Genomic DNA, 25,995 nt, shown 5'->3' with positions numbered 1-25,995 from the left:
TACCGGCACGACCTCTTGAGAAGGGACGCACATGTCTGTCGAAACGGGTTCCTCGAGCGCCGATAGCGGTGGCCTCGACGACTTCGGCTACCGGGAATCCCTGGACCGCAGCATCGGCAAGTTCGCGAGCTTCGCGGCCGGGGTCAGTTACATCTCGATCCTCACCGGCACGTTTCAGCTGTTCTACTTCGGCTTCAGCAGTGCCGGCCCGGCCTATCTGTGGTCGTGGCCGCTCGTCTTCGTCGGGCAGATGGCCGTCGCGCTGTGCTTCATGGAGCTCGCCGCGAAGTATCCGGTCGCGGGCTCGGTCTACAACTGGTCCAAGAAGCTAGGCAGCAAGATCGTCGGGTGGTCGTCGGGCTGGCTGATGCTGACCGCGTCGATCGTGACGATCTCTGCCGTGGTGCTGGCCTACCAGCTCAACCTGCCGCGGCTGTGGAGCGGCTTCCAGATCATCGGGGACGGCACGGGCGAGTATGACTTCGCCGCCAACGCCGTGGTGCTCGGCACCATCCTCATTGCGTTCACCACGCTCGTCAACGCACTCGGCGTCAAGCTGATGGCGATGATCAACAGCGCGGGCGTGTTCATCGAACTCATCGCCGCGTGTCTGATCGCGATCATCCTGGCATGCAGCGCGACTCGTGGTCCGTCGGTGTTCTTCCAGACCGGCGGTTATGGCGCGGGTCTGCCCGGCGGGTACCTCGGGGCGTTCCTGATCGCCTCGCTCGCTTCGGGTTACGTAATGTATGGCTTCGACACCGCGAGCTCACTCGGCGAGGAGACCGTCGAGCCGCGCCGCACCGCGCCCAAGGCGATCCTGCGCGCCATCCTGGCCTCGTTCGTCATCGGTGGCGCGATCCTGGTGTTCGCGGTGATGTCCGCCCCCGATCTCAATGATCCGAAGATCGGCGAGAGCAGCGGCGGACTGCAGTACATCGTCGAGCAGGTGATGTGGGGTCCGCTGGGCAAGGTGTTCCTGGTGTGCATCGTCGTCGCGGTGACGGTCTGCACGCTGGCCGTGCACACCGCCGCCATCCGCCTCACCTTCGCGATGGCCCGCGACAACGCACTTCCGTTCGGCGAGAAGCTCGCTCGCGTGAATCCGAAGACGCAGACCCCGATCATCCCTGCCGTCGTCATCGGCGTGATCGCGGCCATCATCCTGATCATCAACATCGGGCAGCCCAAGATCTTCACCGTGCTCACCTCGATCGCGATCATCATGATCTACCTGGCGTACCTCATGGTGACCGGGCCCATGCTGAAGAAGCGCTTCCAAGGGCAGTGGCCGCCACGGGATCTCAAGGAGGGCGGCTACTTCACGATGGGCCGCTGGGGTCTGCCGGTCAACGTCGTCGCCGTGGTGTGGGGCGTCGGCATGGCCGTCAACCTGGCGTGGCCGCGCGTCGCCGTGTACGGCGACCCCTGGTACAACACGTGGGGCGCGTTCGTCTACATCGGCGTGATCCTGGGCGCCGGGCTGCTCTGGTACGGGCTCAAGGGCCGCCACCACATCGGCACGCTGGAATCGCATGCGGCGGCGAGCAAGGCCGAGGCCGTGGAGCCGGGGCCCTTCGGCGTCCAGGGGCAGCACGGTGGCTGAGGCGGGAACGTTCGACTACGTCATCGCCGGCGGGGGGACGGCCGGCTGCGTGCTGGCCGCCCGCCTCTCGGAGGATCCGTCGGTGACGGTGTGTCTGCTCGAGGCGGGGCCGTCGGACGTCGGCGACCAGAACATCCTGCCGCTGTCGGAGTGGATGCACCTGCTCGACTCCGGTTACGACTGGGACTATCCCGTCGAGCCGCAGGAGAAGGGCAACAGCTTCATGCGGCATGCCCGCGCGAAGGTGTTGGGCGGCTGCTCGTCGCACAATTCGTGCATCGCGTTCTGGCCGCCCGCCGAATGTCTCGACGAGTGGGTCGACATGGGCGCGGTGGGGTGGAGTGCGGCCGAGATCCTGCCCCTGGTCAAGAGATTGGAGACCAACACCGCCCCGGGCGACCACGGTCGCGACGGTCCGGTGCGGCTGCAGGACGTCCCGCCCGAGGACCCGTGCGGCAGGGCGGTTCTCGAGGCGGCGGCGTTGGCCGGGTTGCCGACGGTCGCGTTCAACCGCGGTGAGACCGTGCGCAACGGGGCGGGCTGGTTCCAGATCAACGTCGGCGAGGACGGCACCCGCATGTCGACGTCGCACGCCTACCTGCACCCGATCCTCGACACCCGCACCAACCTCGACGTCCGCACCGGCTGCTGGGTCTCGGAGATCCTCTTCGACGACGCCAAGAACGCCACCGGCGTGCGCTATCAACGCCCCGACCTGACAGGGTACGACGTGGTGTCGGCGCGTCGCGAGGTCATCGTGACCGCGGGATCGATCGACACGCCAAAGCTGTTGATGCTCTCCGGCATTGGGCCCGCCGAGCACCTGAGGGAGATCGGCGTCCCGGTGCGCGTCGACTCGCCGGGGGTGGGGTCCAACCTCGACGACCACGTCGAGGGCCTGGTGTTCTGGGAGGCGTCGAAGCCGATGGTCACCACCTCGACGCAGTGGTGGGAGATCGGGCTCTTCACCACGATCGACGAGGGCACCCCGCAACCGGACCTCATGATGCACTACGGCAGCGTGCCGTTCGACATGAACACGCTGCGCCGGGGCTACCCCACCACCGACAACGGATTCTGCTTGACGCCCAACGTGACTCAGGGTCGTTCGCGCGGCACGGTCCGGTTGCGCAGCCTGGACTTCCGGGACCGGCCGAGGGTCGACCCGCGCTACTTCACCGACCCGGAGGGCTACGACGAGCGGATCATGCTGACGGGCCTGAAGCTGGCCCGCACGATCGCCGATCAGGTGCCCTTGAAGGAGTGGGTCGCACGGGAATTGGCGCCCGGGCCCGACGCCGTCACCGACGACGAGCTACTCGACTACGTGCACCAGACGCACAACACCGTCTATCACCCGGCGGCCACCGCGCGGATGGGCGCGGTCGACGATCCGATGGCGGTCCTGGACCCCCAGTTGCGGGTCAAGGGCGTACAGCGGCTGCGGGTGGTCGACGCGTCGGCGATGCCGAAACTGCCTGCGGTGAACCCGAACATCACCGTGATGACCATGGCCGAGAAGTGTGCGGACCTGATCCGGGGGAGCTGAGCGCGTTCCTCGGCGAGCACACGCCGTTCCAGACCATGTCCGACGGCGAGCTCGCCGAGCTGGCCGCCCACTCGTCGGTGGTGTTCGTCGACCGCGGCGAGGTGATCGCCGACTACGCGACGCAGGTGCCCGACGAGGTCTGGATGGTGTACTCGGGCCACGTCGCCCTGCAGGCCGCCGACGGGTCCACCGTCGACGTCGTCGAGCCCGGCGGCATCTTCGGCTACACGCCGCTATTGACTGGCGGCGGAATGGAATTCGTCGCGCGGGCGACCGAGCCGAGCACCCTGATCCGGCTGCCCGGCGACGGGGTGCGGGCGCAGTTCGCCAAGCCGGCGGGACTGGCGTATCTGGCGTCGTCGGCATGGAGCCCGCTGCCGCGCGAGCGGCCCACCCTCGTCCCGGTCGCCGACGGCAGGCCGGTCGGCGACCTGGTGACCGGCGCCGCGCTGGTGGTCGCACCGGACGTCTCGGTGCGCGACGCCGTCGTGCAGATGACCGAGCGGCACGTGTCCTACGCCCTGATCGGGTTGCCGGACGGCGAATTCGGCATCTTCACCGATCGCGACCTGCGGACGCGGGTGGTCGCCGCGGGGCTGTCGGTGGACGTGCCGATCACCCGGGTCATGAGCGCCCCGGCCCGGCGCGTGACCGCCGACCTGACGGCCGAGACCGTGCTGATGCAGATGCTCGAGAGCGGGCTGCGGCACATGCCGGTCACCACGACCCGCGGCGAGATCCTCGGCGTCATCGAGGAGGCCGACCTGCTGGCCGCGTCCGCGCGGCAGAGCTTCGTGCTGCGCCGGTCGATCGGGCTGGCCGCCGATGCCGCCGAGCTGCAGACCGCGGCGCGGCGGGTCACTCACGTCGCGAGTGCGCTGTTCCGCAGCGGCCTGAACGCCACGGCGACGAGCAGCATCCTCTCGATCGTCATCGACGGCGTCGTCCGACGGGCGCTCGAGCTCGCGATCGACGAGGCCCCGGACACCCCGGCGTCGGGGTTCGCGTGGCTGACGCTCGGCAGCATCGCCCGCCGCGAGGCCATGCCGTCCTCCGACGTCGACAGCGCGCTGTCCTGGCGCGACGAGCTGACCCCGGCGGCCGAGCGGCTGCGGGCCGTCGCCCGTCGCACCCACGCCATCCTCGATGGGTGCGGACTGCCGTCGGACAGCAACGGCGCGATCGCGGCGAGCCCCAATTTCAGCCGCTCCCAGAGTGATTGGGCCGCGGCGGCCAGGCGTTGGCTCGAGGATCCGCTCGTCGACAAGGGCATCGTCCTGTCCTCGCTCCTGCTCGACGGCAGGGTGGTGTGGGGTGACGCCGCGCTGCACACCGTCCCCGCGGCGTACCGCAGGATGCGCGCCGAGCACCCCAATGCGCTGCGGCTGCAGCGGCTCGACGCGCTGTCCGGTCGGGTCCGCACGCGCTCGCTGCGCGACGTGCTGTCCCGCCGGGGCGGCACCTTCGACCTCAAGAGTCACGCGGTCACGCCGATCGTCAACCTGGCGAGGTGGGGTGGGCTCGTCGCGGACGTCGCCTCCGCGTCGACGCCCGCGCGCCTCGTCGCGGCCGCCGACAGCGGTGCGCTCACCGAGCGCGATGCCGCCACCCTCGGCGAGGTCTTCGCGATGCTGCAGCGCCTGCGGATGGCGCACCAGGTGGAACAGCTCGACGCGGGCCAGCGCCCCGGGGACGTCGTCACCATGTCGGAGCTGTCGCCGCTGAACCGCAGCCTGCTCAACGACGGGCTGCGCGAGATCGCCGCCGTGCAACGACGGCTCGGCAACGCCGGCATCGCGGCCGTATAGGGTCGGCGACGATGGGCGAGGGCGACCGGACGGACGACGCGAAGTCCGCCACCGTGCAGTCGGTCGACCGGGCGCTGCTGGTGCTGGAGATCCTGGCCCGACTCGGCCAGGCGGGTGTCACGGAGATCGCCGCCGAGCTCGGGGTGCACAAGTCGACCGTGTCGCGGCTGGTGTCGGTGCTGGAGGCCCGCGGCTACGTCGAGCAGCTGTCCGACCGCGGGAAGTATCGGCTCGGCTTCGCCGTCGCACGGCTCGCGCGCTCGACGAGCGCCCAGCTCGACCTGGTCAAGCAGAGCCAGGCCGCCTGCGACGCGCTGGCCGTCGAGTCCGGGGAGACCACCAACCTGGCCATCCTCGACGGCGACCGCATCGTCAACGTCGCCGAGGCCATCGGCGCGGCGGGCATCGCGCTGCGCACCTGGGTCGGGCAGAGCTGCCCGGCGCACGCCACGTCGAGCGGGAAGGTGCTGCTGGCCGGGCTGGACGTGGCCGGGGTCCGCGAGCGCCTCCCCGAACGTCTCGAATCGTTCACCGAGCTGACCGTGACCGAGCGCTCGGAGTTGCAGGCGCAGCTCGACGTCGCGCGCGAACGCGGCTGGGCCAGTGTGCGCGAGGAGCTCGAGGTGGGGTTGAACGCCGTGGCGGCGCCGGTCTTCGACGCCGACGGCCGCGTCGTTGCGGCGCTGAGCGTGTCGGGGCCCGCCTACCGGCTCGGCGAGGACGACTTCGAGGCCACCGCCAAGCGCACGATCGCGGCCGCCGACAGCATCAGCAGGCGGCTCGGGTGGGTCGACCTCGGCCCGCGCTGACCCGGCCTCAGAAGAAGGTGCGCACCAGGTCGACGACCCGGCCGTCGTCGTCGAGCAGCGGGATCACCTGCCACTTGTCGAACGTCGTGCACGGATGCGACACCCCGAATCGCAGCCACGATCCCACGTCGACCCGCTCGCGGTCGGCCGGCCCGACGCGCAGGTAGGCGTGCTGGTCGTTGAGCGCGGTGACCTCGGCGTCGGACAGCCCGTAGGGCACCGGCAGGCCGGCGTCGAACGACACGTCGCGCCTGCCCATGGTGAGCAACGCCAGACCCGGTTCGGGGCGGGAGACGACCTGTGCCCACACCGACAGCGCCGCCCGCAGCCCGCCCGGCCCGGCCAGGGGTGAGCTGCGCCCGTAGAGGCCGTCGTCGTGGGTGAGGTAGCACCCGCTGCGCAGCACGGTCCGGACCGCGAGGTCCGCCGGCCAGCCGGTGAGCTCCTCGACGACGAGGTCGAAGTACGAGCTGCCACCCGCGGTGACGAGGATCTCGTCGGATTCGACGAGGCCCGCCAGCCGCACCACGGCGGCCCGCATCTGCCCGAGGTAGGCCCGGACCGTCTCAGGCGGGTCGGCGGTGGCGGCCTCGTAGCCGGCGACGCCGACCAGGCGCAGCCGCTCGGAGGCCGCCGCCGCGCGCGCCACGGCATCGACGTCGTCGGCACTGCGGCAGCCCGTCCGCCCGCCGGCCATGCCGACCTCGACGCACACCTCGACGGGCCGGGTCGCGCCGGCGTCGGCCAGCGTGGCCGTCATCGACTCGACCCCGCGTACCGAGTCCACCCAGCACACCAGGTCGACGTTCGGGTTGGCATCCAATTCGCTTGCCAGCCAACGTAATCCGGCGTCGTCGACGAGCTCGTTGGCCAGCACGAAGCCCTCGACGCCGAAGGCCCGGAAGGTGCGCACCTGGCTGATCGTCGCCACGGTCACCGCGCAGGCCCCCGCGTCGAACTGCCTGGCCAGCAGCTGCGGGGCCATGTGCGTCTTGCCGTGCGGTGCCAGCTCGACCCCGTGGTCGCGACACCACCGCGCCATCGTCGTCAGGTTGTGGTCCAGCGCCGCGGCGTCGAGCACGCACAGCGGGCCGACGGCGTCCTCGTCGAACGGCCGCACGCGATCGGCGCACACCGCGGCAGGCGTGCGCCCCCACCACCTCGACGGCAGGCCCTTGTAGCGCCAGTCGAGCGGCTCGTCTCCCCACGCGCTGACCGCGGTGTGCAGGCGGCGTGCATCGGGATGAAAGCGCATGTGCTTCATTTAAGCTGGCACGTCGTGACCTCTGCTGATGACCACGACGCCGATCTCCCCGAGCAGTTCCGCATCCGCCAGGCCAAGCGTGAACGGTTGATTGCCGCGGGGCGCGATCCGTATCCGGTGGAGGTAGCCCGCACCCATACCCTCGCCGAGCTCCGCGCGACCCACGCCGACCTCCCCGTCGACTCGAAGACGGGACAGCAGGTGGGCATCGCGGGCCGCGTGGTCTTCGCCCGGAACTCGGGGAAGCTTTGCTTCGCGACGCTGCAGGAGGGCGACGGCACGCAGTTGCAGGCCATGGTCAGTCTCGACGGCGTCGGTCAGGAGTCCCTGGACGCGTGGAAGTCCGACGTCGACCTCGGCGACATCGTGTTCGTCCACGGCGAGGTGATCAGCTCGCGGCGCGGCGAATTGTCTGTGCTTGCAGATTCTTGGCAAATCGTCTCGAAGGCGCTGCGGCCACTTCCCGTCGCGCACCGGGAGCTCAGCGACGAGACCAGGGTGCGGCAGCGCTACGTCGATCTGATCGTGCGACCCGAGGCCCGCACCATTGCCAGGCAGCGCGTCGCCGTCGTGCGCGCCGTGCGCTCGGCCTATGAGCGACGAGGCTTCCTGGAGGTCGAGACCCCGATGCTGCAGACGCTCGCCGGCGGGGCCGCGGCCCGGCCATTCGTGACGCACTCGAATGCGTTCGACGCCGACCTGTTCCTTCGCATCGCCCCCGAGTTGTTCCTCAAACGCGCCTTGGTGGGCGGTTTCGAGAGAGTGTTCGAGTTGAATCGGAACTTCCGAAACGAAGGTGCCGATTCCACCCATTCGCCGGAATTCGCGATGCTCGAGACATATCAGGCCTATGGCACCTACGACGATTCCGCGAGGGTGACGCGTGAGGTAATTCAAGAAGTCGCCGACGAGGCCATTGGGACGCGCCAGGTGCCGCTGCCCGACGGAACGACCTACGATCTCGACGGGGAATGGGCCTCGCTGGAAATGTATCCGTCACTGTCGGACGCCCTCGGCGAGGAGATCACCCCGGACACCGCGGTGGACCGCCTGTGGGCCATCGCCGAGGCCCGCGGCGTCGAGATCCCGCGCGACCGCGGCTACGGCCACGGCAAGCTCGTCGAGGAACTGTGGGAGCACGCGGTGGGCGCAACCCTGTGGGCCCCCACCTTCGTGCGCGACTTCCCGGTCGAGACGACGCCGCTGACGCGCGCTCACCGCGCCATTCCCGGCGTCACCGAGAAGTGGGACCTCTACGTCAGGCGCTTCGAACTCGCGACCGGCTACTCCGAACTCATCGACCCCGTCGTGCAGCGGGAGAGGTTCGCCGCGCAGGCGCGGGCGGCGGCCGCCGGCGACGACGAGGCGATGGTCCTCGACGAGGACTTCCTGGCCGCACTGGAGTACGGGATGCCACCGACCACCGGTACGGGAATGGGCATCGACCGTTTGTTGATGGCGCTGACGGGCCTGTCTATTAGGGAGACCGTTTTGTTTCCGCTCGTGCGCCGACAGGGCGCGTGACGTTAATTCGTACTTTTGTGTTGAATTGCCCAGGCCGATATGCGAACATTGGGCCGGGTTTGGGAGCGGAGTGCGTCTGCGTGCCCGGTGTGAAAGGTCAGTGAGCCATGGCGAAGAAAGTCACCGTCACCCTCGTCGACGATTTCGACGGTGAAGGCTCGGCCGACGAGACCGTCGAATTCTCCCTCGATGGCGTGAGCTACGAGATCGACCTTTCGTCCAAGAATGCCCAGAAGCTGCGCAGCGACCTCAAGCAGTGGGTGGAGGCGGGCCGCCGGGTCGGCGGCCGTCGCCGCGGCCGCTCGGCCGGTTCGGGACGGGGCCGTGCCTCCATCGACCGCGAGCAGAGCGCAGCCATCAGGGAGTGGGCGCGCCGCAACGGCCACAGCGTCTCGACGCGGGGACGCATTCCGGCCGACGTCATCGACGCCTTTCACTCGGCAACCTAAGCGCACGTAGCCAGCGCCTCGATCGGCAAACTGACGGTCGGCACGGCTTTCGCTAGGGGCGAACCTCGTCGCGGTCGGTTGCGGGAAACGAACCCGGGCGCCCGTGCGTTGGGGCTGGAGCAGCCGGGGAACGACCCCCACCGCCCTTTCACCACGAGAGGACAAGCGGGGCACCCCGAGCCGCCGCCCACTACAGTGGACGGCAGGTGCAGAGCACGGCGCGCCGTGCAGGCTTAGATCACGAGCTGCGCTATCTACGGAGGGCAGGTAACCACCGATGTTCGAACGCTTCACTGACCGCGCACGCCGCGTCGTCGTCCTGGCTCAAGAAGAGGCCAGGATGCTGAACCACAACTACATCGGGACCGAGCACATCCTCCTCGGCCTCATCCACGAGGGTGAGGGCGTCGCCGCAAAGTCGCTCGAGTCGCTCGGCATTTCGCTGGAGGGCGTCCGCAGCCAGGTCGAGGAGATCATCGGTCAGGGCCAGCAGGCGCCGTCCGGCCACATCCCCTTCACCCCGCGGGCGAAGAAGGTCCTCGAGCTGAGCCTGCGCGAGGCGCTGCAGCTCGGCCACAACTACATCGGCACCGAGCACATCCTGCTCGGCCTCATCCGCGAGGGTGAAGGCGTCGCCGCCCAGGTGCTGGTCAAGCTGGGCGCCGAGCTGACGCGCGTGCGCCAGCAGGTCATCCAGCTGCTCAGCGGCTACCAGGGCAAGGAGACCGCCGAGACCGGCACCGGCGGGCGCGGTGGCGAGGCGGGCAACCCGTCGACGTCGCTGGTGCTCGACCAGTTCGGCCGCAACCTGACCGCTGCCGCGATGGAGGGCAAGCTCGACCCCGTCATCGGCCGCGAGAAGGAAATCGAGCGGGTCATGCAGGTGCTGAGCCGCCGCACCAAGAACAACCCGGTGCTGATCGGCGAGCCCGGCGTCGGCAAGACCGCCGTCGTCGAGGGCCTGGCGCAGGCCATCGTCCACGGTGACGTGCCGGAGACGCTGAAGGACAAGCAGCTCTACACCCTCGACCTCGGTTCGCTGGTCGCGGGCAGCCGCTACCGCGGTGACTTCGAGGAGCGCCTGAAGAAGGTCCTCAAGGAGATCAACACCCGCGGCGACATCATCCTGTTCATCGACGAGCTGCACACGCTCGTCGGCGCGGGTGCCGCCGAGGGCGCGATCGACGCCGCGTCCATCCTCAAGCCGAAGCTGGCCCGCGGCGAGCTGCAGACCATCGGCGCGACCACCCTCGACGAGTACCGCAAGTACATCGAGAAGGACGCCGCCCTGGAGCGCCGCTTCCAGCCGGTCCAGGTGGGCGAGCCGTCAGTCGAGCACACCATCGAGATCCTCAAGGGTCTGCGCGACCGCTACGAGGCGCACCACCGGGTGTCGATCACCGACGCCGCCGTGGTGGCCGCGGCCACGCTGGCCGACCGCTACATCAACGACCGGTTCCTGCCCGACAAGGCGATCGACCTGATCGACGAGGCCGGCGCCAGGATGCGCATCCGCCGGATGACCGCACCGCCAGACCTGCGCGAGTTCGACGAGAAGATCGCCGACGCCCGCCGGGAGAAGGAGTCCGCGATCGACGCGCAGGACTTCGAGAAGGCGGCGAACCTGCGCGACCGCGAGAAGACGCTGGTCGGTCAGCGGGCCGAGCGCGAGAAGCAGTGGCGCTCGGGTGATCTCGACGTCGTGGCCGAGGTCGACGACGAGCAGATCGCCGAGGTGCTCGGCAACTGGACCGGCATCCCGGTGTTCAAGCTCACCGAGGCCGAGACCACGCGCCTGCTCCGCATGGAGGACGAGCTGCACAAGCGGATCATCGGCCAGGAGGACGCCGTGCGCGCCGTCTCGAAGGCCATCCGCCGCACCCGTGCGGGGCTGAAGGACCCGAAGCGTCCGTCGGGGTCGTTCATCTTCGCGGGCCCGTCCGGCGTCGGCAAGACCGAGCTCTCCAAGGCGCTGGCGAACTTCCTGTTCGGCGACGACGACGCGCTCATCCAGATCGACATGGGCGAGTTCCACGACCGCTTCACCGCGTCGCGGCTGTTCGGTGCCCCTCCGGGGTACGTCGGCTACGAAGAGGGCGGCCAGCTCACCGAGAAGGTGCGCCGCAAGCCGTTCTCGGTCGTGCTGTTCGACGAGATCGAGAAGGCCCACCAGGAGATCTACAACACCCTGTTGCAGGTCCTCGAGGACGGCCGCCTCACCGACGGCCAGGGTCGCACGGTCGACTTCAAGAACACCGTGCTGATCTTCACGTCGAACCTCGGTACGTCCGACATCAGCAAGGCGGTCGGTCTCGGCTTCACCCAGGGTGGCGGCGAGAACAACTACGAGCGCATGAAGTTGAAGGTCAACGACGAGCTGAAGAAGCACTTCCGGCCGGAGTTCCTCAACCGCATCGACGACATCATCGTCTTCCACCAGCTGACGAAGGACGAGATCATCCGCATGGTCGATCTCATGATCGGTCGGGTGGGCAACCAGCTCAGGGCCAAGGACATGACCATGGAGCTGACGGACAAGGCGAAGGCGCTGCTGGCCAAGCGCGGCTTCGACCCGGTGCTGGGGGCGCGCCCGCTGCGGCGCACCATCCAGCGCGAGATCGAGGACGCACTGAGCGAGAAGATCCTCTTCGAGGAGGTCGGTCCCGGTCAGGTCGTCAGCGTCGACGTGGACAACTGGGACGGCGAGGGCACCGGCGAGGATGCGGTGTTCACGTTCGTCGGGACCCAGCGGCCCGTCGTCGACGACGCGCCCGACCTGGCCAAGGCCGGCGCTCCGGGGCCGTCGACGAACGAATAGCCGAGCACCGGCACGGCGCGCAGCTGAGAAGATTGGGCGGTACCCCGCGGGGTACCGCCCAATCTTCGTCTAGGGAAAGGCCCTCAGCATGCTCGTGGTGACGATGAACGACCTGCCCGGCTGGGAGATTCAGCGCGTGTGCGGCGAGGTGTTCGGACTGACCGTGCGGTCGCGAAACGCCTTCTCGCAGATGGGCGCCGGGTTCAAGAGCCTGTTCGGCGGCGAACTGCAGGGCATGACGAAGAACCTCGCCGAGAGCCGCAACGAGGCCATGGCCCGCCTCATCGCCGAGGCCCAGACGCGGGGCGGCAACGCGATCATCTGCATGCGGTTCGACACCACCGAGCTCGGCGACGTGTGGACCGAGATCTGCGCGTACGGCACCGCGGTGCAGGCCGTTCCGGTGACCGACGCGGCGAAGTACACCGCCCAGCAGTTGGGGTACGGGGTAGCTGGGTAGCTGGGCGGAGCAGTGAGCCGACGGGCTATGCTCCGCGGGTAAGCATCGAACGCCGGAATCCTGGTGAAAGTCCAGAACGGTCGCGCCACTGTCACAGTCAGACCCGACGTTCGAACCACCGCAGTGATACGGGACGCGAACTCCCGAAAGGACACCTGACATGACGTCTTCCCAGGCTCGCCGGAGTGCGGCGCCCGCCATCGACTTCTCCGCCACCAGGGCTGCGCTCTGGCTGTCGCTGACCGCCTTCCTCGCCCTCGTCGTGCTGTACTTCGGCGGCGTCGACCAGGGAGCGACGTCGGTGTTCGGAGACAACATGTACATCCACGAATTCGTGCACGACGCACGCCACCTGCTCGGGTTCCCCTGCCACTGATCGGCGGGGAGCGAACCATGGAGAAGACCATCATCGGGCGTGGCCTCGTGGCCGGCGCCCTCGCAGGGGTATTCGCTTTCGCGTTCTCGAAGATCTTCCTCGAGCCCGTGATCGATCGTTCCATCGGCTACGAGGACGGCATGTCGGCCGCCCACGAGGGGATGGAGATGGCCGCGGGTGGACACGGCCACGGCGAGGCCGGTGGCGAATTGTTCAGCCGCGGCGTGCAGTCCACCGTGGGCATGGGCTTCGGCGTGCTGGCGTTCGGCGTGGCCATGGGCGCACTGTTCGCCGTGGTGTTCGCCGTGACCTACGGCCGGTTCGGCAACCTGTCGGCCCGCGCGCTGTCGGTCGTGGTGGCGGGCGCGATGCTGATCTCACTGTGGATCGTGCCCGCGCTGAAGTATCCGCCGAACCCGCCGGCTACCAGCGAGGCGGCCACCATCACCCAGCGCACCCTGCTGTACCTGCTCGTGGTCGGCCTGTCGGCGCTGCTGATGGTCGCCGCGGCCTACCTCGGCAGGCAGCTCGTTCCGCGGCTGGGTGCCTGGAATGCCGCGCTGGTCGGCGGGGCGTCCTACGTCGTCGCGGTCGCCGTCGTGATGCTGCTGCTCCCCCCGATCAACGAGACACCGGGACCGTTGCGCAACGGCGACGGCGTGATCGTCTTCCCGGGCTTCCCGGCGGGGGACATGTACCAGTTCCGGCTGTACGCGCTGGGCACCCAGGTCGTCATCTGGACGACGATCGCCCTGGTGTTCGGTGCGCTGATCACGAAGGTGCTGGACGGCGAACGACGCGAACCGAGCGCCGTCGCTGCGTGAGCGCCCGTGGGTGAGATCGTCCGGCTGACCCTCGTGTCGCATGCCATGACGGATGCGATGGCAGCCGGACGATTTCCCCGCGACGAGCCGCTGAACGCCCTCGGTCAGCGTCAGGTCGACGCGACCGTCGACCTCGGCCTGGTCGACGCGGCCGTGTGCGCACCGGAGGCGCGGGCCCGGCAGACGGCCGAACTGCTCGGCTTGCGCGCCGACGTGGAACCCCTGCTGGCCGACCTCAACTGCGGGGCGTGGCGCGGCAGTGTGCTCAACGGCGTCGGGCCCGCCGAACTCACGGTGTGGCTGACCGACCCGACGCAGGCCCCACACGGTGGAGAGTCGATCGTCGACCTCGTCGAACGTGTGCGGGGCTGGCTCGACTCGCTGGCGGAGCGGCGCGGCCGGCTGGTCGCCGTCACCCATCCCGGCATCGTCCGCGCAGCGATCCTCGTCGCACTCAGCGCTCCGCCAAAGGCGTTCTGGCGCATCGACGTTGGACCCGTCACCCGTACCGTCCTGCACCTGCGCGGGGGCAATTGGACGTTGCGTTCGACCGGGTGATCAGGCGGGCTGGACGAGGGCGAACGCCTGGCTCGCGATCGACAGCAGCCAGGTGGCGGCCGTCAGGCTGCGGAACTTCGGCCAGGTGAGCTGGAAGCTGACCACCCACGCCTGCCCCGTCGCGTCCCTGGCGTACCAGCTGAACCCGATGTCGCCGGGCAGGTTTCCGCCCTTGGCGCCGATGTACGTCCACTTCGCCTTGTCGAGCTCGATGCCGGGGGTCGCCGCCAGGATGTCGCGCACCGGCGTGGCGGGACCGACGGCCGCCGCCTGCAGCGCGGCGTGCACCCGGCAGATGTCCCCGGCAGTGCCGTACCACTCGACGCCGTAGGGCGAGGCGGGCGTGTGGGTGCGGTTCGGATCCGGTACGTAGTGGCGGCCATCCGTCTGGGCGAGGAGGGCGGCCCGGCCCTGCGGTGAGGCGGCCTTCCACTGCTCGCGCAGATCGGGCTCGCCCCAGCCGACGGAGAACAATTCGTGCGTCGTCGGGAACGGGGTCAGGCTCGCGGGGTCGTGATGACCGGCGTGCACCAGCGCCGCCGCCATCGCGCGGGGGCCGAGACGCATCATCAGGAGATCGGTCGCCATGTTGTCACTGGCCGAGATCATCTGCTGCGCAGCGCTCTTCACCGTTACCTGCGACCCGGGGGGAAGGGTGTCGAAGCCCGCCGAACCGACGGCCTTGGCCTCCTTGGTGATGGTCAACGGGTCGTCCCAGTGGACCGTGCCCGCATTGACCGCATCGGCGAGGCCGAGCAGCACGTAGAGCTTGAAGATCGAGGCGAGGGGGAGAGCGTCGTCGACGTTGCTGCCCGCCACCGGCGTGCACGTCGTGCCTGCGACCTTCGACACCTGGTACGAGTAGCGCGCGCCGGACCTCTTGATGACCGCGTCGACGTCGGACCACTGCTTGATCTCGGGCTTGCGCAGGGTGACCTCGAAGCGGTCCACCATGCCCTCGTCGTTGGTCCGCAACTCGACGTCCTGCCCGACGCCGTAGGACGTCAGCAGGTGCAGGTCCGCCGAGCCCGCGCCGACGTCGATGCCGGTGACGGTGAACGGGCGGTCCCACCACATCCTGTCCATCACGAAGGCGACGTCGTTCACCTGCTTGGGCGCGGCGAGCGTGGCGACGTTGTCGGGGCCGATGGGCCAGTCCGAGTTCAGCATGTCGACGGTCTGCTTGGCGCGCAGCCCCTGCGGGGTGTTGGTTTCGATGCGGGTGCCGTACGCGGCCTCGGCGGACGGCGTGCCGGTGTGGGCGCAGCCGCCGGCCAGGACGACGACCAGTGATAGCGAGGCTGCGGTGCCCGTCGCCTGCCGTGCCGCCCGGCTAAGCCTGGTCGCCGGTCGACGCAAGGCAGGTTCCCACGCGGCTACGATTCCGCTCGCTCGACGTTCAGCACGACCTCGAACTCGAGCAGCGACGCACCCGTCGCGACCGGGCTGCGCTGGCCTGCGTGCGCCTCGATCGCCGGACCACTGGCCCAGGCCTGAAACGCCTCCTCGGACTCCCACTGGGTGACCACGAAGTAGCGGTCCTCGCCCTTGACGGGACGCAAAAGCTGGAAGCCGAGGAACCCCGGCTGATTGTCGACGGCGTGGGCGCGGTGCGCGAAGCGCTTCTCCAACTCCGGGCCTGCGTCGGGGGGAACTTCGATCGCGTTGATCTTCACCACGGGCATGAGCCCAAGGTTACCGGTTCGTTATCTCCGGGCCGACCCGTGCTCCTGTCACTATGTCGGTCATGGCTACCTCACTGCTGACGGCCCGGGGTGGGCGCGGTGAGCCCATCGTCCTGGTGCACGGCCTGATGGGCCGGGGCGCCACGTGGTCGCGGCAGGTGCCGTGGCTGACCCGTTTCGGCGAGGTCCACACCTACGACGCGCCATGGCACCGCGGTCGTGAGGCCGCCGACCCCGCCGACGTCGGCACGGAGCGCTTCGTCGAGGAACTCGCCGGTGCGGTGGCCGAATTGGGCAGGCCCGCCACGCTGATCGGCCATTCGATGGGCGGTCTGCACTCGTGGTGTGTGGCGGCGGCGCGGCCCGAACTGGTGACCGCGGTCGTCGTGGAGGACATGGCGCCGGACTTCCGCGGCCGCACGACCGGTCCGTGGGAGCCGTGGCTGGCCGCCCTTCCTATCGAGTTCGACTCCGAGGCAAGGGTTCTCGACGCGTTCGGGCCCGTCGCGGGACGGTACTTCCTCGAGGCGTTCGATCGTACGGCGACCGGGTGGCGGCTGCACGGGTATCCGCAGCGGTGGATCGAGATCGCGGCCGAATGGGGCACCAGGGCCTACTGGCAGCAGTGGCGCGCGGTGCGGGCGCCGGTCCTGCTGATCGAGGCGGGCAACTCGGTCACGCCGCCGGGGCAGATGGTCCAGATGCACGAAACAGGTGCTCGGACTAGCTATCTCAAGGTTCCCGAGGCCGGGCACCTCGTCCACGACGATGCGCCCGCGGCCTACCGCGCGGCGGTCGAGGAGTTCCTATCGACGTTCGTCCGTCACGCCTGACACGGGCCACGTCGGGGTGTGCTCGAAGCGCGTGCGGGCCGCGTCGGCGTCGTGGCGGACGCGGTAGTAATCCGGGTCGCCGAACTCGCGGAGCAGGCCGCTGCGCACGGCGTCGTTGCGGTGGCTGGCCCAGCTGAGCAGGGCGGCGAGTGCGAAGGGAGCGGCGAGGATGACGAAGGCGAGCAACACGTTCATGGCAGCAATTGTTCGATGAATGATATTCCGCCACCAGTGGCAGTTCGGCCGTGGTGCGATAAGATCCTGCCATGGTCAAGACCGTCTCGGCCCTGGTGCTCGACGGCGTCGCGCCGTTCGAGTTCGGCGTCGTCTGCGAGGTCTTCGGCATCGACCGGTCTGCGGACGGCGTGCCGAACTTCGACTTCAAGGTCTGCGGCGTCGAGCCCGGCGTGCCGCTGCGCACGTCGGTGGGCGCCTCCCTGACCCCGGATCACGGGCTCGACGCCCTGGTCGGCGCCGACCTGGTGGCCATCCCCGCCATCACCCGATCCGACTATCCCGACGTGGCGCTGGCCGCGGTCCGGGAGGCGGCCGACGGCGGGTCGATCATCCTCACGGTGTGCTCGGGTGCCTTCGTCGCCGGTGCGGCCGGGCTGCTCGACGGGCGCAAGTGCACCACGCACTGGATGCACGCCGACGCCCTCGCCGCCCGCCATCCCACCGCCCAGGTCGACCGAAACGTCCTCTACGTCGACGACGGCAACCTGATCACCAGTGCCGGAACCGCCGCGGGCATCGACGCCTGCCTGCACCTGGTGCGCCGCGAGTTGGGCAGCGAGGTCACCAACCTCATCGCCCGCCGCATGGTCGTGCCGCCCCAGCGCGACGGCGGTCAGCGCCAGTACATCGACCAGCCCATCCCGCTCCGGTGCTCGGAAGGCTTTGCCGCCCAACTGGATTGGATACTCGAGCACCTCGACGAGCCACACACCGTCGCAGCCCTGGCGAAGCGGGCCAGCATGTCCGCGCGGACCTTCGCGCGCCGGTTCGTCGACGAGACCGGCCGCACGCCCATGCAGTGGGTCACCGACCAACGGGTGCTCTACGCCCGCCGACTGCTCGAGGGCACCGATCTGGACATCGACCGGGTGGCCGAGAAGTCGGGCTTCGGCACCGCCACCCTGCTGCGGCACCACTTCCGCCGCGTCGTCGGCGTCACGCCGTCGGACTACCGTCGGCGTTTCGCCCGCGGTGAATCCGACCGTGCGGCAATGGTTTAGCGGTCACAGCGCGTAGACGCACCAGCGGCCGGGTACGCCCTTGAGCTCGTGCTCGCCGCGGTCGGTGAACGTCCGGTGCGACCCGGTGACGATCTCGCGCACCGTCGAGGACGTCAGCACCTCACTCGGGCCGGCCAGCGCGGCGATCCGCGCGCCGATGTGCACCGCCATGCCCGCGATGTCCTGCCCGCGGACCTCGACCTCACCGGCATGGACGCCGACCCGCACCTGGATGCCCAGCGCGGAGACCGCCGCGACGATCTCGTCGGCGCAGTCCAGCGCAACGCTGGGGCTGCTGAACGTGGCGACGAAACCGTCACCGGCGGTGTTGACCTCGCGTCCGCCGAAGCGCCGCAACTGCCTGCGCACGGCGTTGTCGTGGCTGTCGAGCAGATCACGCCAGCGGTCGTCGCCGAGTGCCGCGGCCCGCTGCGTCGACCCCACGATGTCGGTGAACACGATGGTGGTGAGCACCCGTTCGGCGTCGGCGCCGCCGCGCGACCCGGTGACGAACTCCTCGATCTCGGACAGGACCGGCGTCGCGTCGCCGACCCAGTAGAGGGTGTCGGCCCCCGGCAGCTCGACGTAGCGGGCGCCGGCGATGTGGTCGGCCAGATACCGGCCGTGCGCGGCCCCGACGAACGTCGCCTGTCCGCGATGCAGGATCAGCGTCGGCGACGTGATGAGCGAAAGTCGTTCGCGCGCATCGCCGTCGACGAGTGCCTGACCGGACCGCCGGGCCATGCTCGGCGACGCGGCGCGGTTCCCCGCGGCATCCCACCACGTGCGGAACGCCTCGTCGTGGGCCACCGAGGGGGCGACGGCCTGCAGCACGTCGACGCCCTGCTCGACCGCGTCGGCCTCCATGGCGATGGTGGTGAACGGGCTCGCCGCGCTGGGGTGGGTGCCCGGTTCGTAGTCCGGCGCCCACAGCACGCGGGCGGCGCCGTTCACGATGACCAGATTGCGCACCCGCTCGGGTCGGTCCGCGGCCAGGTACAGCGCACTCATGGCGGTGAAGCCCGAGGCGAAGATCGTCGCGCTCTCACACCCGACGGCGTCCATCACCGCGACGGCGTCCTCGGCCCAGCAGGCCGGGGTCACCTTGTCGGCCCCGATGCGCGAGGACATTCCCATCCCGCGGTGGTCGAACCGGATGACGCGGCAGAACGACGAGAGGCGGCGGTAGAAGCGGTACATCGACGGTTCGGAGTCGATCGAGTCGATCGGGATGAACGGTCCCGGCATCGCCAGCAGATCCGTCGGGCCCTCGCCCAGCACCTGGTAGGCGATGTCCAGGTCTCCGCGTGAGGCGTAGCGAGTCCGCGGAGCCCGCGAAACGGGTACAGCCACCCGCCCGAGGTTAGTCGACCGGGCCGGTCTGCGGCTCGAAACCACCCTCACCCGCCAGCGCGAAGAGCCCGTCGGCCGTCTGCTCGACGAGCCCGTCGACGAGCAGCGAATCCAGGGCGCGGTCGCGCTGGGCCGGGTCCGTCAGCCACGCCACGTCCAACTGTGCTCTGCTCACGGGAGCGTCGTTGGCGCGCAACACATCCAGCAGTCGGCCGCGCACCTGTCGATCCGTGCCCGCGTACCGCTGCAGCCGGCGGGCCGGGGTGGTCGACGGCGGGTAGCCCGCGGACCGCCACGCGCACACGCTGAGCGGGCACACCCCGCAGCGCGGCGAGCGGGCCGTGCAGACCGTCGCACCGAGTTCCATCAACGCGATCGAAAAGACCGGTGCGCGAGCATCATTGGGCAGGATGGCGTCCACGTCGCCGAGGTCGCGGACACTCGCGGGCGAGTCGGCCCTGCCGTGGATGGTCCGTGCCACCACGCGCCGGACGTTGGTGTCCACGACGGGGACGCGCTTGCCGTAGGCGAAGCAGGCGATCGCGCGTGCGGTGTAGGCGCCGACCCCGGGCAGGGCCAGTAGCGCATCCAGGTCGTCGGGCACCACGTCGCCGTGCTCGGTCGCGATGACCGTCGCGCACTCGTGCAGCCGCTTGGCCCGGCGCGGGTAGCCGAGCTTGCCCCACGCCCGCAGCACGTCGGCCGCGCTGGCCGCGGCGGTCGCCGACGGAGTGGGCCAGCGCGCCACCCACTCCCGCCAGATGGGCTCGACCCTGGCGACGGGGGTCTGCTGCAGCATGAACTCACTCACCAGGATTTGCCACGCTGGAACTCCGGGCCGTCGCCAAGGCAGGTCCCGCTGTTCTCGTGAATACCACATGAGCAACTCACCCACGTCGAACATCTAGAGCCGTCCCCAGGCAGAATGTGGCCATGCCAAACACGAGCCCGATAACCGCATGGAAGGCACTCAGCGAGGGTAACGAGCGCTTCGTCGCCGGTACGCCGCAGCATCCCAGCCAGAGCATCGAGCACCGCGCGAGCCTGGCCGACGGACAGAAGCCGACGGCCGTGGTGTTCGGTTGCGCCGATAGCCGGGTGGCGGCCGAGATCATCTTCGACCAGGGCCTCGGCGACATGTTCGTGGTGCGCACCGCGGGACACGTGCTGGACTCGGCCGTGCTCGGCTCGATCGAATACGCGGTGACGGTGCTCGACGTGCCGCTGATCGTCGTGCTCGGCCACGACAGCTGCGGCGCCGTGAAGGCGACGCTGTCGGCGCTCGAGGACGGTGAGGTGCCCGGCGGTTACGTGCTCGACATCGTCGAACGCGTCACGCCGTCGATCCTGCTCGGCCGCAAGGAGGGGCTCACCCGGGTCGACGAATTCGAGGCGCGCCACGTCACCGAGACGGCCAAGCAGCTCGTCGGCCGCTCCAAGGCGGTGTCCTCGGGCGTGGAATCCGGCTCCCTCGCGATCGCCGGCGTCACCTACCACCTCGCCGACGGGCGCGCCGTCCTGCGCGAACACGTAGGGGACATCGGCGTGGCTTGACCGGCGACACGCCGGGCGAGGTCGGACGACATGGCGTGGCCTCGCCTTACCGTGTAATCGTGCTGGAGACCGAACCGCATAACCCGTTGCCGCCGGAGATCTACCGGCGCAGGCGGTTTCTGGCGCTCGGGGTCGCTGCGCTGGTACTCGTGATCGTCATCGCCGTCGTCGTGGTGGTGTTCTCCAACAGCACCAGCGACACCAAGGCGCCGCAGGCGACCACGTCGAGCGCACCCACGCCGCTGCCCGGTGACAATCCCCAGGTCAAGACCCCCATTCTGCCGCCGGCTCCGCAAACCCCCGCACCGACGCCGACGCCGGTCTCCGCGGTCGTCCCGCCGCCGGTGCTCAAGGAGGGCGACGACTGCCCCGACTCGACGCTGGCGGTCAAGGGCATCACCAGCCAGCCCGACTACGTCGTGGGCGATCAGCCGAAGTTCACGATGGTCGTGACCAACATCGGATTGGTGGCGTGCAAGCGCGACGTGGGTGCGGCGGTCCTCGCGGCCTACGTCTACGGTCTCGACAACACCCGGCTGTGGTCCAACCTCGACTGTGCACCGTCCAACGAGACGCTGGTCAAGACGTTCAATCCGGGTGAGCAGGTGACCACCGAGGTGACGTGGACCGGCATGGGTTCGGCACCCAACTGCCCGCTGCCGCGGCAGCCGATCGGTCCCGGCACCTACAACCTCGTGGTCCAGCTGGGCAACCTGCGGTCGGCGACGGTGCCATTCGTGCTGGCGGCACCGGGTTCGACGCCGCCGGCCGGTGACACCGCTGCCCCCGCGCCTGCTCCCACCGATGCGCCGGCACCCGCACCGGCCCCTGCCGACGCGCCCGCACCGGCACCCGCTCCCGCCGGCTGACGACCCCGGCGAGGCTGCTCAGGCCAGCTGATCGGCGATCGTCGACTCCGCCAGCTGAGATAGTCCCTCACGGATGTGGCGCGCCCACATCGAGCCGATGCCGTCGACCGACTGCAGGTCGTTCGCACTGGCGGCCAGGACGCCCTGCAGCGAGCCGAACGACCTGACCAGCAGGTCGACGTGGGCGAACTGCAGTCGCGGAATGCCCGCCATGGCGCGGTAGCCGCGTGAGCTCATCGCCGAGTCCTGCGCCTCCAGGGTGGAGGGGTAGCCGAACACCCGCGCCAGTGCGGTGAAGTCGAGCAGTTCGTTGTCGCTGAGGGTGTCCAGCTCGTCGAGGGTGCCGGTCACCTGAGCGGTGGACGGCGGGTCGGGGTTGGCGTGGTAGTCGCGGACGATCAGTTCGCGGGCCGTGTCGTTGTCACCGACCAGTTCCTCGAGCTGCAGCTTGAGCTGGCGGCCATTGGTGCCCAATTCGACGACGTCGGCGTCGATCTCGAGGCTGATGCGGCGCACCATCTCCAACCGCTGGGCCACCGTCATCACGTCACGCAGGGTGACGAAGTCCTCGATCTCGGCGGTCGACAGCTGCCGGTTGACCTCGTCGAGGCGGGCCTTGTAGCGCTCCAGGGTCGCGATCGTCTGATTGGCCCGCGACAGGATGGTGGCGGAATCGGGCACCACGTGCCGCTCACCCGCGACGTAGACCGTGACGATGCTCATCGAATGGCTCACGGAGACAACGGGATAGCCCGTCTCGACGGCCGTGCGTTCGGCCGACCGGTGCCTGGTGCCCGACTCCTCGGTCGGGATCGACGGATCCGGGACGAGTTGGACGTTGGCGCGCAGGATGCGGGTGCCGTCACTCGACAGCACGACGGCGCCGTCCATCTTGGAGAGCTCCCGCAGCCGCGTCGGGGCGTAGGCGATGTCGAGGCTGAACCCGCCGTCGCAGATCGCCTCCACCGAGTCGTCGTAGCCCAGCACGATCAGGGCACCGGTGCGGCCGCGCAGGATGCGCTCGAGACCGTCGCGCAGCGCCGTCCCCGGCGCCAGTTGGCCGAGGGTCTCCCGCAGGGTCGGTCGAGCGATCTGAACGACGTTGCCGCGCCCCGCTCTGGCAGCCTTCACGGTGATCACCCCTCTACGTGTCGACTGCCATTGTCCGCGAAGGTCTGCAGCACCCGCAATGCCCCCGAGATGTCGTCTGCGGACAGCACCCGCAGGCCGGCGGGGGCGTCCTTGACACCGGGCGGCACGACGGCGCACGTGAACCCCAGGCGGGCCGCCTCGGCGAGGCGGCGTTCCATGCCCGTCACCCGACGCAGGTCACCGGCCAGGCCCACCTCGCCGATCGCGACCACGGTCGTCGGCATCGGGATGTCCCGGTGGGCCGAGGCGATCGCCAACGCCACCGCGAGGTCGGAGGACGGGTCGGTCAGACGCATCCCGCCCACGGTCGACAGGTAGACGTCGTTCTGCGCGATGCGCATCCGGGCGCGCTTGTCGAGCACGGCGGTGATCATGGCCGCGCGGGCCGAGTCGATGCCGCTGACCGCGCGCCGCGGGATGCCGGTGGACGCCGCGGTCACCAGCGCCTGCACCTCGCCGATCATGGGGCGCTTGCCGTCGAGGGTGACGGTCACCGAGGTGCCGGACACCGGAGCCGGGCGCTGGTCGAGGAACAACCCCGACGGATCGGCCACGCCCTCTATTCCGTTGTCGTGCAACAGGAAACAGCCCACCTCGTCCGCGCCGCCGAAGCGGTTCTTCACACCCCGCACCATGCGCAGCGCCGAGGACCGGTCGCCCTCGAAGTGCAGCACCACGTCGACGAGGTGCTCCAGGGAACGCGGGCCCGCGATCGCGCCGTCCTTGGTGACGTGGCCGACGAGGATGATCGCGACGCCCGTGGTCTTGGCCGCCATGGTGAGCGCGGTGGTCACGGCCCGCACCTGGGTGACGCCGCCCGGCACGCCGTCGACCTCCGCGGTCGACATGGTCTGCACGGAGTCGACGACGATCAGGGTCGGGCGGACCTGCTCGATGTGCCCGAGGGCGGTCTGGAGGTCGGACTCGGCGGCCAGGAACACCTCGTCGTGGGTGCAGCCCGTCCGTTCCGCCCGCAACCGCACCTGGCCCGCGGACTCCTCACCGGACAGGTAGAGGGCCCGGCGGCCCGACTGCGCCCAGCGATGGACGACCTCGAGCAGCAGCGTCGACTTGCCGACGCCGGGGTCACCGGCGAGCAGCGTCACCGAACCGGGCACCAGACCGCCGCCGAGCACCCGGTCGAGTTCGGCCACCCCGGTCCGAAAGTGCGTGGTGTGCCCGGGATCGATCGAGCTGATGGGCACCGCGGGCGAACTGGGGGCGACGGCGCGACCCGACGCGGCCGCCGAGATGGGCGTAAGGACCGCGATCTCCTCCACCGTGCCCCAGCTGCCACAGTCCGGGCAGCGACCCACCCACTTGGCGCTGACGTGGTGGCATTCCGAGCAACGATGTTGCGAACGTGCTTTCGAACCGGCCACGCGATGACGGTAGCCGCCGGCACCGACACGATGGCGTCACCGCCGTCGGCGCGTCCCCGATCGGCTCAGCTGCCGGCGGCTTGGGCCTCTCGGCGGGGCGCCTCGCCCGCGGAGATCGGCACCGAGACCTGGCTCTGGCCGGACCGCTCGAAGGTGAACGTGAAGGGGTAGTTGAGCCCGTTGGTGATGGGCTTGGCCAACGCGACGGCGGCCTCGACGGTGCTGGCGCCCTCCGTCGCGTTCAGCGCGCTCGGCGCACCGTCGGGGGTGCCGACGATCAGCGTGCCGCCGGCGGGCACCCGGAGGTCACCGGTGAGGGCCACCGTGCCGATGGGGGAGGTGACCGACACCAGGCGGTCGGGCAGCGTCGCCGATTCGTTGACGGCCGCGAACAGCAACTCGACGTTGGTGCCCGGCTGGACGTAGTCGGACTGCTGCGGGGCGCGCAGGTGCACGTTGCGCAGAGCGATGCCGGTCGCCGGATTGCCCACCCAGGTGAGGGTTCCGTTGACGGCCGGCTGCTGATTGGCGGTCTGAGAGATCTGGCCCGCGCTGCACCCGGACAGTGCGACGGTGGCGGCGAGGCCGCACGCAGCTACTGCGACGGCGGTTGACCGCGATTTCGAGAGCGTCACTCAAGCCTCCTGCTCGGGCGACGGGACCACCGTGACGTGCATCCCGTGTGTCGACTATGGAGAGTAGTAGGTGGCCGGTGGAGGGGGAAGCCGAGGGCTCGCGAAGGGTCGCCCGACACCGTGCGCGTTGCATGGATTCGCCACCGTGTCAACCCCTAGTCTTCACCGTCGGGGCCCCTGACCTGCACCGTTGTGCGACGCGTGTCTTCGCTGCGTGCTAACATTGCCTTGTGAAAGGGGCTCGAAACTGATGATTTTCAAGGTCGGAGACACCGTCGTCTATCCACATCACGGTGCTGCATTGATCGAGGCGATCGAAACCCGGACCATCAAGGGCGAGCAGAAGGAATACCTCGTCCTCAAGGTCGCTCAAGGCGATCTGACCGTTCGAGTTCCCGCAGACAACGCCGAGTACGTCGGTGTTCGCGACGTGGTGGGTCAGGAAGGTCTCGACAAGGTCTTCCAGGTGCTGCGTGCCCCGCATACCGAGGAGCCGACCAACTGGTCGCGCCGGTACAAGGCCAATCTGGAGAAGCTTGCCTCCGGTGACGTGAACAAGGTGGCCGAGGTCGTCCGCGACCTGTGGCGCCGTGACCAGGAGCGTGGCCTGTCCGCGGGTGAGAAGCGCATGCTCGCCAAGGCGCGGCAGATCCTGGTGGGCGAGCTCGCGCTCGCCGAGAACACCGACGAGGAGAAGGCCGAGACCATCCTCGACGAGGTTCTGGCCGCCGCTTCCTGACGGTCGTGGCGCACTGCGTGGTGCGGCATTGAATACCAGAATCGGTCTGGGGACCGACGTCCACCCGATCGAGCCGGGTCGTCCGTGCTGGCTGCTGTGTCTGAAGTTCGACGACGCCGACGGCTGCGCGGGTCACTCCGATGGTGACGTGGCGGCGCACGCGCTGTGCGACGCCCTGCTGAGTGCCGCCGGTCTGGGTGATCTCGGCTCGGTCTTCGGCACCGATCGCGACGAATGGCGCGGGGTCGGCGGCGCCGCGATGCTGCGGCACGTGCACGGCCTGCTGGCCGCCGAAGGGTTCCGGGTCGGCAACGCCGCGGTGCAGGTCATCGGCAACCGGCCCAAGGTGGGACCCCGTCGGGTCGAGGCGCAGAACGTGCTGTCCGCGCTGTTGGACGCGCCGGTCTCGGTGTCGGCGACGACGACCGACGGTCTCGGGCTGACGGGCCGCGGCGAAGGCTTGGCGGCGATTGCGACCGCCCTGGTGCTTGGGATGGACGATTGAGCTCT

Annotated in this window: 26 protein-coding genes; 17 read left to right on the top strand and 9 right to left on the bottom strand. The window is 69.5% G+C overall.

Features of this window, described 5'->3' with window-relative positions:
• Nucleotides 1-31: 31 nt before the first annotated feature.
• From G6N60_RS24320 to G6N60_RS24305, 4 genes are read left to right on the top strand one after another with little or no spacing between them, the layout of a single operon-like run.
• Nucleotides 32-1,606, top strand: a complete 1,575-nt coding sequence (locus tag G6N60_RS24320) for an APC family permease (RefSeq protein WP_163742068.1) — start codon at nucleotides 32-34, stop codon at nucleotides 1,604-1,606.
• Nucleotides 1,599-3,155, top strand: a complete 1,557-nt coding sequence (locus G6N60_RS24315; protein ID WP_163742066.1) for a GMC family oxidoreductase — start codon at nucleotides 1,599-1,601, stop codon at nucleotides 3,153-3,155. Before G6N60_RS24320 ends, G6N60_RS24315 begins: the two co-directional genes overlap by 8 nt.
• 35 nt (nucleotides 3,156-3,190) lie before the next feature.
• On the top strand, nucleotides 3,191-4,963 hold the full coding sequence (locus G6N60_RS24310) for a putative nucleotidyltransferase substrate binding domain-containing protein (RefSeq protein WP_163744480.1): 1,773 nt from the start codon (nucleotides 3,191-3,193) through the stop codon (nucleotides 4,961-4,963).
• Nucleotides 4,964-4,974: 11 nt separating this feature from the next.
• The gene (locus tag G6N60_RS24305; protein ID WP_163742063.1) at nucleotides 4,975-5,772 is read left to right on the top strand and encodes an IclR family transcriptional regulator; all 798 of its coding nucleotides are present in this window, start codon (nucleotides 4,975-4,977) and stop codon (nucleotides 5,770-5,772) included.
• Between the two features lie 7 nt (nucleotides 5,773-5,779).
• On the opposite strand, the gene G6N60_RS24300 is transcribed toward G6N60_RS24305, so the two are convergent.
• The gene (locus G6N60_RS24300) at nucleotides 5,780-7,027 is read right to left on the bottom strand and encodes an alanine racemase (protein WP_163742061.1); all 1,248 of its coding nucleotides are present in this window, start codon (nucleotides 7,025-7,027) and stop codon (nucleotides 5,780-5,782) included.
• 24 nt (nucleotides 7,028-7,051) lie between these two features.
• Here G6N60_RS24300 and lysS point away from each other — a divergent pair, with 24 nt between their 5' ends.
• The 7 genes from lysS (at nucleotide 7,052) to G6N60_RS24265 (ending at nucleotide 14,045) form a co-directional block, all read left to right on the top strand.
• Nucleotides 7,052-8,560: a lysine--tRNA ligase gene (lysS, locus tag G6N60_RS24295; protein ID WP_163742059.1), complete on the top strand. Its 1,509-nt coding sequence runs from the start codon at nucleotides 7,052-7,054 to the stop codon at nucleotides 8,558-8,560.
• A gap of 107 nt (nucleotides 8,561-8,667) precedes the next feature.
• On the top strand, nucleotides 8,668-9,009 hold the full coding sequence (lsr2, locus tag G6N60_RS24290) for a histone-like nucleoid-structuring protein Lsr2 (protein WP_163742057.1): 342 nt from the start codon (nucleotides 8,668-8,670) through the stop codon (nucleotides 9,007-9,009).
• Nucleotides 9,010-9,286: 277 nt separating this feature from the next.
• On the top strand, nucleotides 9,287-11,827 hold the full coding sequence (gene clpC1, locus G6N60_RS24285; RefSeq protein ID WP_163742055.1) for an ATP-dependent protease ATP-binding subunit ClpC: 2,541 nt from the start codon (nucleotides 9,287-9,289) through the stop codon (nucleotides 11,825-11,827).
• Between the two features lie 88 nt (nucleotides 11,828-11,915).
• Nucleotides 11,916-12,287 (top strand): YbjQ family protein, encoded by a 372-nt coding sequence (locus G6N60_RS24280; protein ID WP_163742052.1) that lies wholly within the window; start codon nucleotides 11,916-11,918, stop codon nucleotides 12,285-12,287.
• Between the two features lie 160 nt (nucleotides 12,288-12,447).
• Nucleotides 12,448-12,663: a CbtB domain-containing protein gene (locus tag G6N60_RS24275; protein WP_163742049.1), complete on the top strand. Its 216-nt coding sequence runs from the start codon at nucleotides 12,448-12,450 to the stop codon at nucleotides 12,661-12,663.
• A 17-nt stretch (nucleotides 12,664-12,680) separates the two neighbouring features.
• Nucleotides 12,681-13,487, top strand: coding sequence for a CbtA family protein (locus G6N60_RS24270; RefSeq protein WP_163742047.1), 807 nt, complete (start codon nucleotides 12,681-12,683; stop codon nucleotides 13,485-13,487).
• A 6-nt stretch (nucleotides 13,488-13,493) separates the two neighbouring features.
• Nucleotides 13,494-14,045, top strand: coding sequence for a histidine phosphatase family protein (locus G6N60_RS24265; protein ID WP_163742045.1), 552 nt, complete (start codon nucleotides 13,494-13,496; stop codon nucleotides 14,043-14,045).
• On the opposite strand, the gene G6N60_RS24260 is transcribed toward G6N60_RS24265, so the two are convergent.
• Nucleotides 14,046-15,404: a serine hydrolase gene (locus G6N60_RS24260; protein ID WP_163742043.1), complete on the bottom strand. Its 1,359-nt coding sequence runs from the start codon at nucleotides 15,402-15,404 to the stop codon at nucleotides 14,046-14,048.
• 17 nt (nucleotides 15,405-15,421) lie between these two features.
• Entirely contained in the window at nucleotides 15,422-15,730 is a 309-nt protein-coding gene (mhuD, locus tag G6N60_RS24255; protein ID WP_163742041.1) for a mycobilin-forming heme oxygenase MhuD, read from the bottom strand.
• A gap of 62 nt (nucleotides 15,731-15,792) precedes the next feature.
• On the opposite strand from mhuD, the gene G6N60_RS24250 reads away from it, so the two are divergent.
• On the top strand, nucleotides 15,793-16,563 hold the full coding sequence (locus G6N60_RS24250) for an alpha/beta fold hydrolase (RefSeq protein WP_163742039.1): 771 nt from the start codon (nucleotides 15,793-15,795) through the stop codon (nucleotides 16,561-16,563).
• Here G6N60_RS24250 and G6N60_RS24245 read toward each other — a convergent pair.
• On the bottom strand, nucleotides 16,537-16,758 hold the full coding sequence (locus G6N60_RS24245; RefSeq protein ID WP_163742036.1) for a hypothetical protein: 222 nt from the start codon (nucleotides 16,756-16,758) through the stop codon (nucleotides 16,537-16,539). The two genes, G6N60_RS24250 and G6N60_RS24245, sit on opposite strands and share 27 nt — an antisense overlap.
• A 71-nt stretch (nucleotides 16,759-16,829) precedes the next feature.
• Between G6N60_RS24245 and G6N60_RS24240 the strand changes: the two genes are divergently transcribed.
• The gene (locus G6N60_RS24240; RefSeq protein WP_163742034.1) at nucleotides 16,830-17,801 is read left to right on the top strand and encodes a helix-turn-helix domain-containing protein; all 972 of its coding nucleotides are present in this window, start codon (nucleotides 16,830-16,832) and stop codon (nucleotides 17,799-17,801) included.
• A 3-nt stretch (nucleotides 17,802-17,804) separates the two neighbouring features.
• Here G6N60_RS24240 and G6N60_RS24235 read toward each other — a convergent pair whose 3' ends face one another.
• Both G6N60_RS24235 and G6N60_RS24230 read right to left on the bottom strand, forming a co-directional pair.
• On the bottom strand, nucleotides 17,805-19,154 hold the full coding sequence (locus G6N60_RS24235) for a bifunctional lipase/adenylate cyclase LipJ (protein ID WP_163742032.1): 1,350 nt from the start codon (nucleotides 19,152-19,154) through the stop codon (nucleotides 17,805-17,807).
• 10 nt (nucleotides 19,155-19,164) lie between these two features.
• Nucleotides 19,165-20,058, bottom strand: coding sequence for an iron-sulfur binding domain-containing protein (locus G6N60_RS24230; RefSeq protein ID WP_163742030.1), 894 nt, complete (start codon nucleotides 20,056-20,058; stop codon nucleotides 19,165-19,167).
• A gap of 29 nt (nucleotides 20,059-20,087) precedes the next feature.
• On the opposite strand from G6N60_RS24230, the gene G6N60_RS24225 reads away from it, so the two are divergent.
• Nucleotides 20,088-20,708, top strand: a complete 621-nt coding sequence (locus G6N60_RS24225; protein WP_163742027.1) for a carbonic anhydrase — start codon at nucleotides 20,088-20,090, stop codon at nucleotides 20,706-20,708.
• A 59-nt stretch (nucleotides 20,709-20,767) separates the two neighbouring features.
• On the top strand, nucleotides 20,768-21,577 hold the full coding sequence (locus tag G6N60_RS24220; RefSeq protein WP_179969736.1) for a hypothetical protein: 810 nt from the start codon (nucleotides 20,768-20,770) through the stop codon (nucleotides 21,575-21,577).
• Between the two features lie 18 nt (nucleotides 21,578-21,595).
• On the opposite strand, the gene disA is transcribed toward G6N60_RS24220, so the two are convergent.
• The 3 genes from disA to G6N60_RS24205 all read right to left on the bottom strand — a co-directional run bounded on the left by disA (nucleotide 21,596) and on the right by G6N60_RS24205 (nucleotide 24,746).
• The gene (gene disA, locus G6N60_RS24215) at nucleotides 21,596-22,714 is read right to left on the bottom strand and encodes a DNA integrity scanning diadenylate cyclase DisA (protein ID WP_163744478.1); all 1,119 of its coding nucleotides are present in this window, start codon (nucleotides 22,712-22,714) and stop codon (nucleotides 21,596-21,598) included.
• The gene (radA, locus tag G6N60_RS24210; RefSeq protein ID WP_163742023.1) at nucleotides 22,714-24,111 is read right to left on the bottom strand and encodes a DNA repair protein RadA; all 1,398 of its coding nucleotides are present in this window, start codon (nucleotides 24,109-24,111) and stop codon (nucleotides 22,714-22,716) included. Before radA ends, disA begins: the two co-directional genes overlap by 1 nt.
• A 65-nt stretch (nucleotides 24,112-24,176) precedes the next feature.
• A complete protein-coding gene (locus G6N60_RS24205; RefSeq protein WP_163742021.1) occupies nucleotides 24,177-24,746 on the bottom strand; it encodes a copper chaperone PCu(A)C domain-containing protein in 570 nt (189 codons plus the stop codon).
• Nucleotides 24,747-24,996: 250 nt separating this feature from the next.
• Here G6N60_RS24205 and carD point away from each other — a divergent pair, with 250 nt between their 5' ends.
• Both carD and ispF read left to right on the top strand, forming a co-directional pair.
• Nucleotides 24,997-25,485, top strand: a complete 489-nt coding sequence (gene carD, locus G6N60_RS24200; RefSeq protein ID WP_163742018.1) for an RNA polymerase-binding transcription factor CarD — start codon at nucleotides 24,997-24,999, stop codon at nucleotides 25,483-25,485.
• 28 nt (nucleotides 25,486-25,513) lie between these two features.
• Nucleotides 25,514-25,990 carry a 2-C-methyl-D-erythritol 2,4-cyclodiphosphate synthase gene (gene ispF / locus G6N60_RS24195; RefSeq protein WP_163742016.1) on the top strand — a complete coding sequence of 159 codons (477 nt, stop codon included), beginning with the start codon at nucleotides 25,514-25,516 and terminating at the stop codon, nucleotides 25,988-25,990.
• Nucleotides 25,991-25,995: the final 5 nt, after the last annotated feature.

Source organism: Mycolicibacterium madagascariense (assembly GCF_010729665.1).
In the GTDB taxonomy this organism is placed as follows: domain Bacteria; phylum Actinomycetota; class Actinomycetes; order Mycobacteriales; family Mycobacteriaceae; genus Mycobacterium; species Mycobacterium madagascariense.
This window is presented reverse-complemented; position numbering and strand designations above follow the sequence as displayed.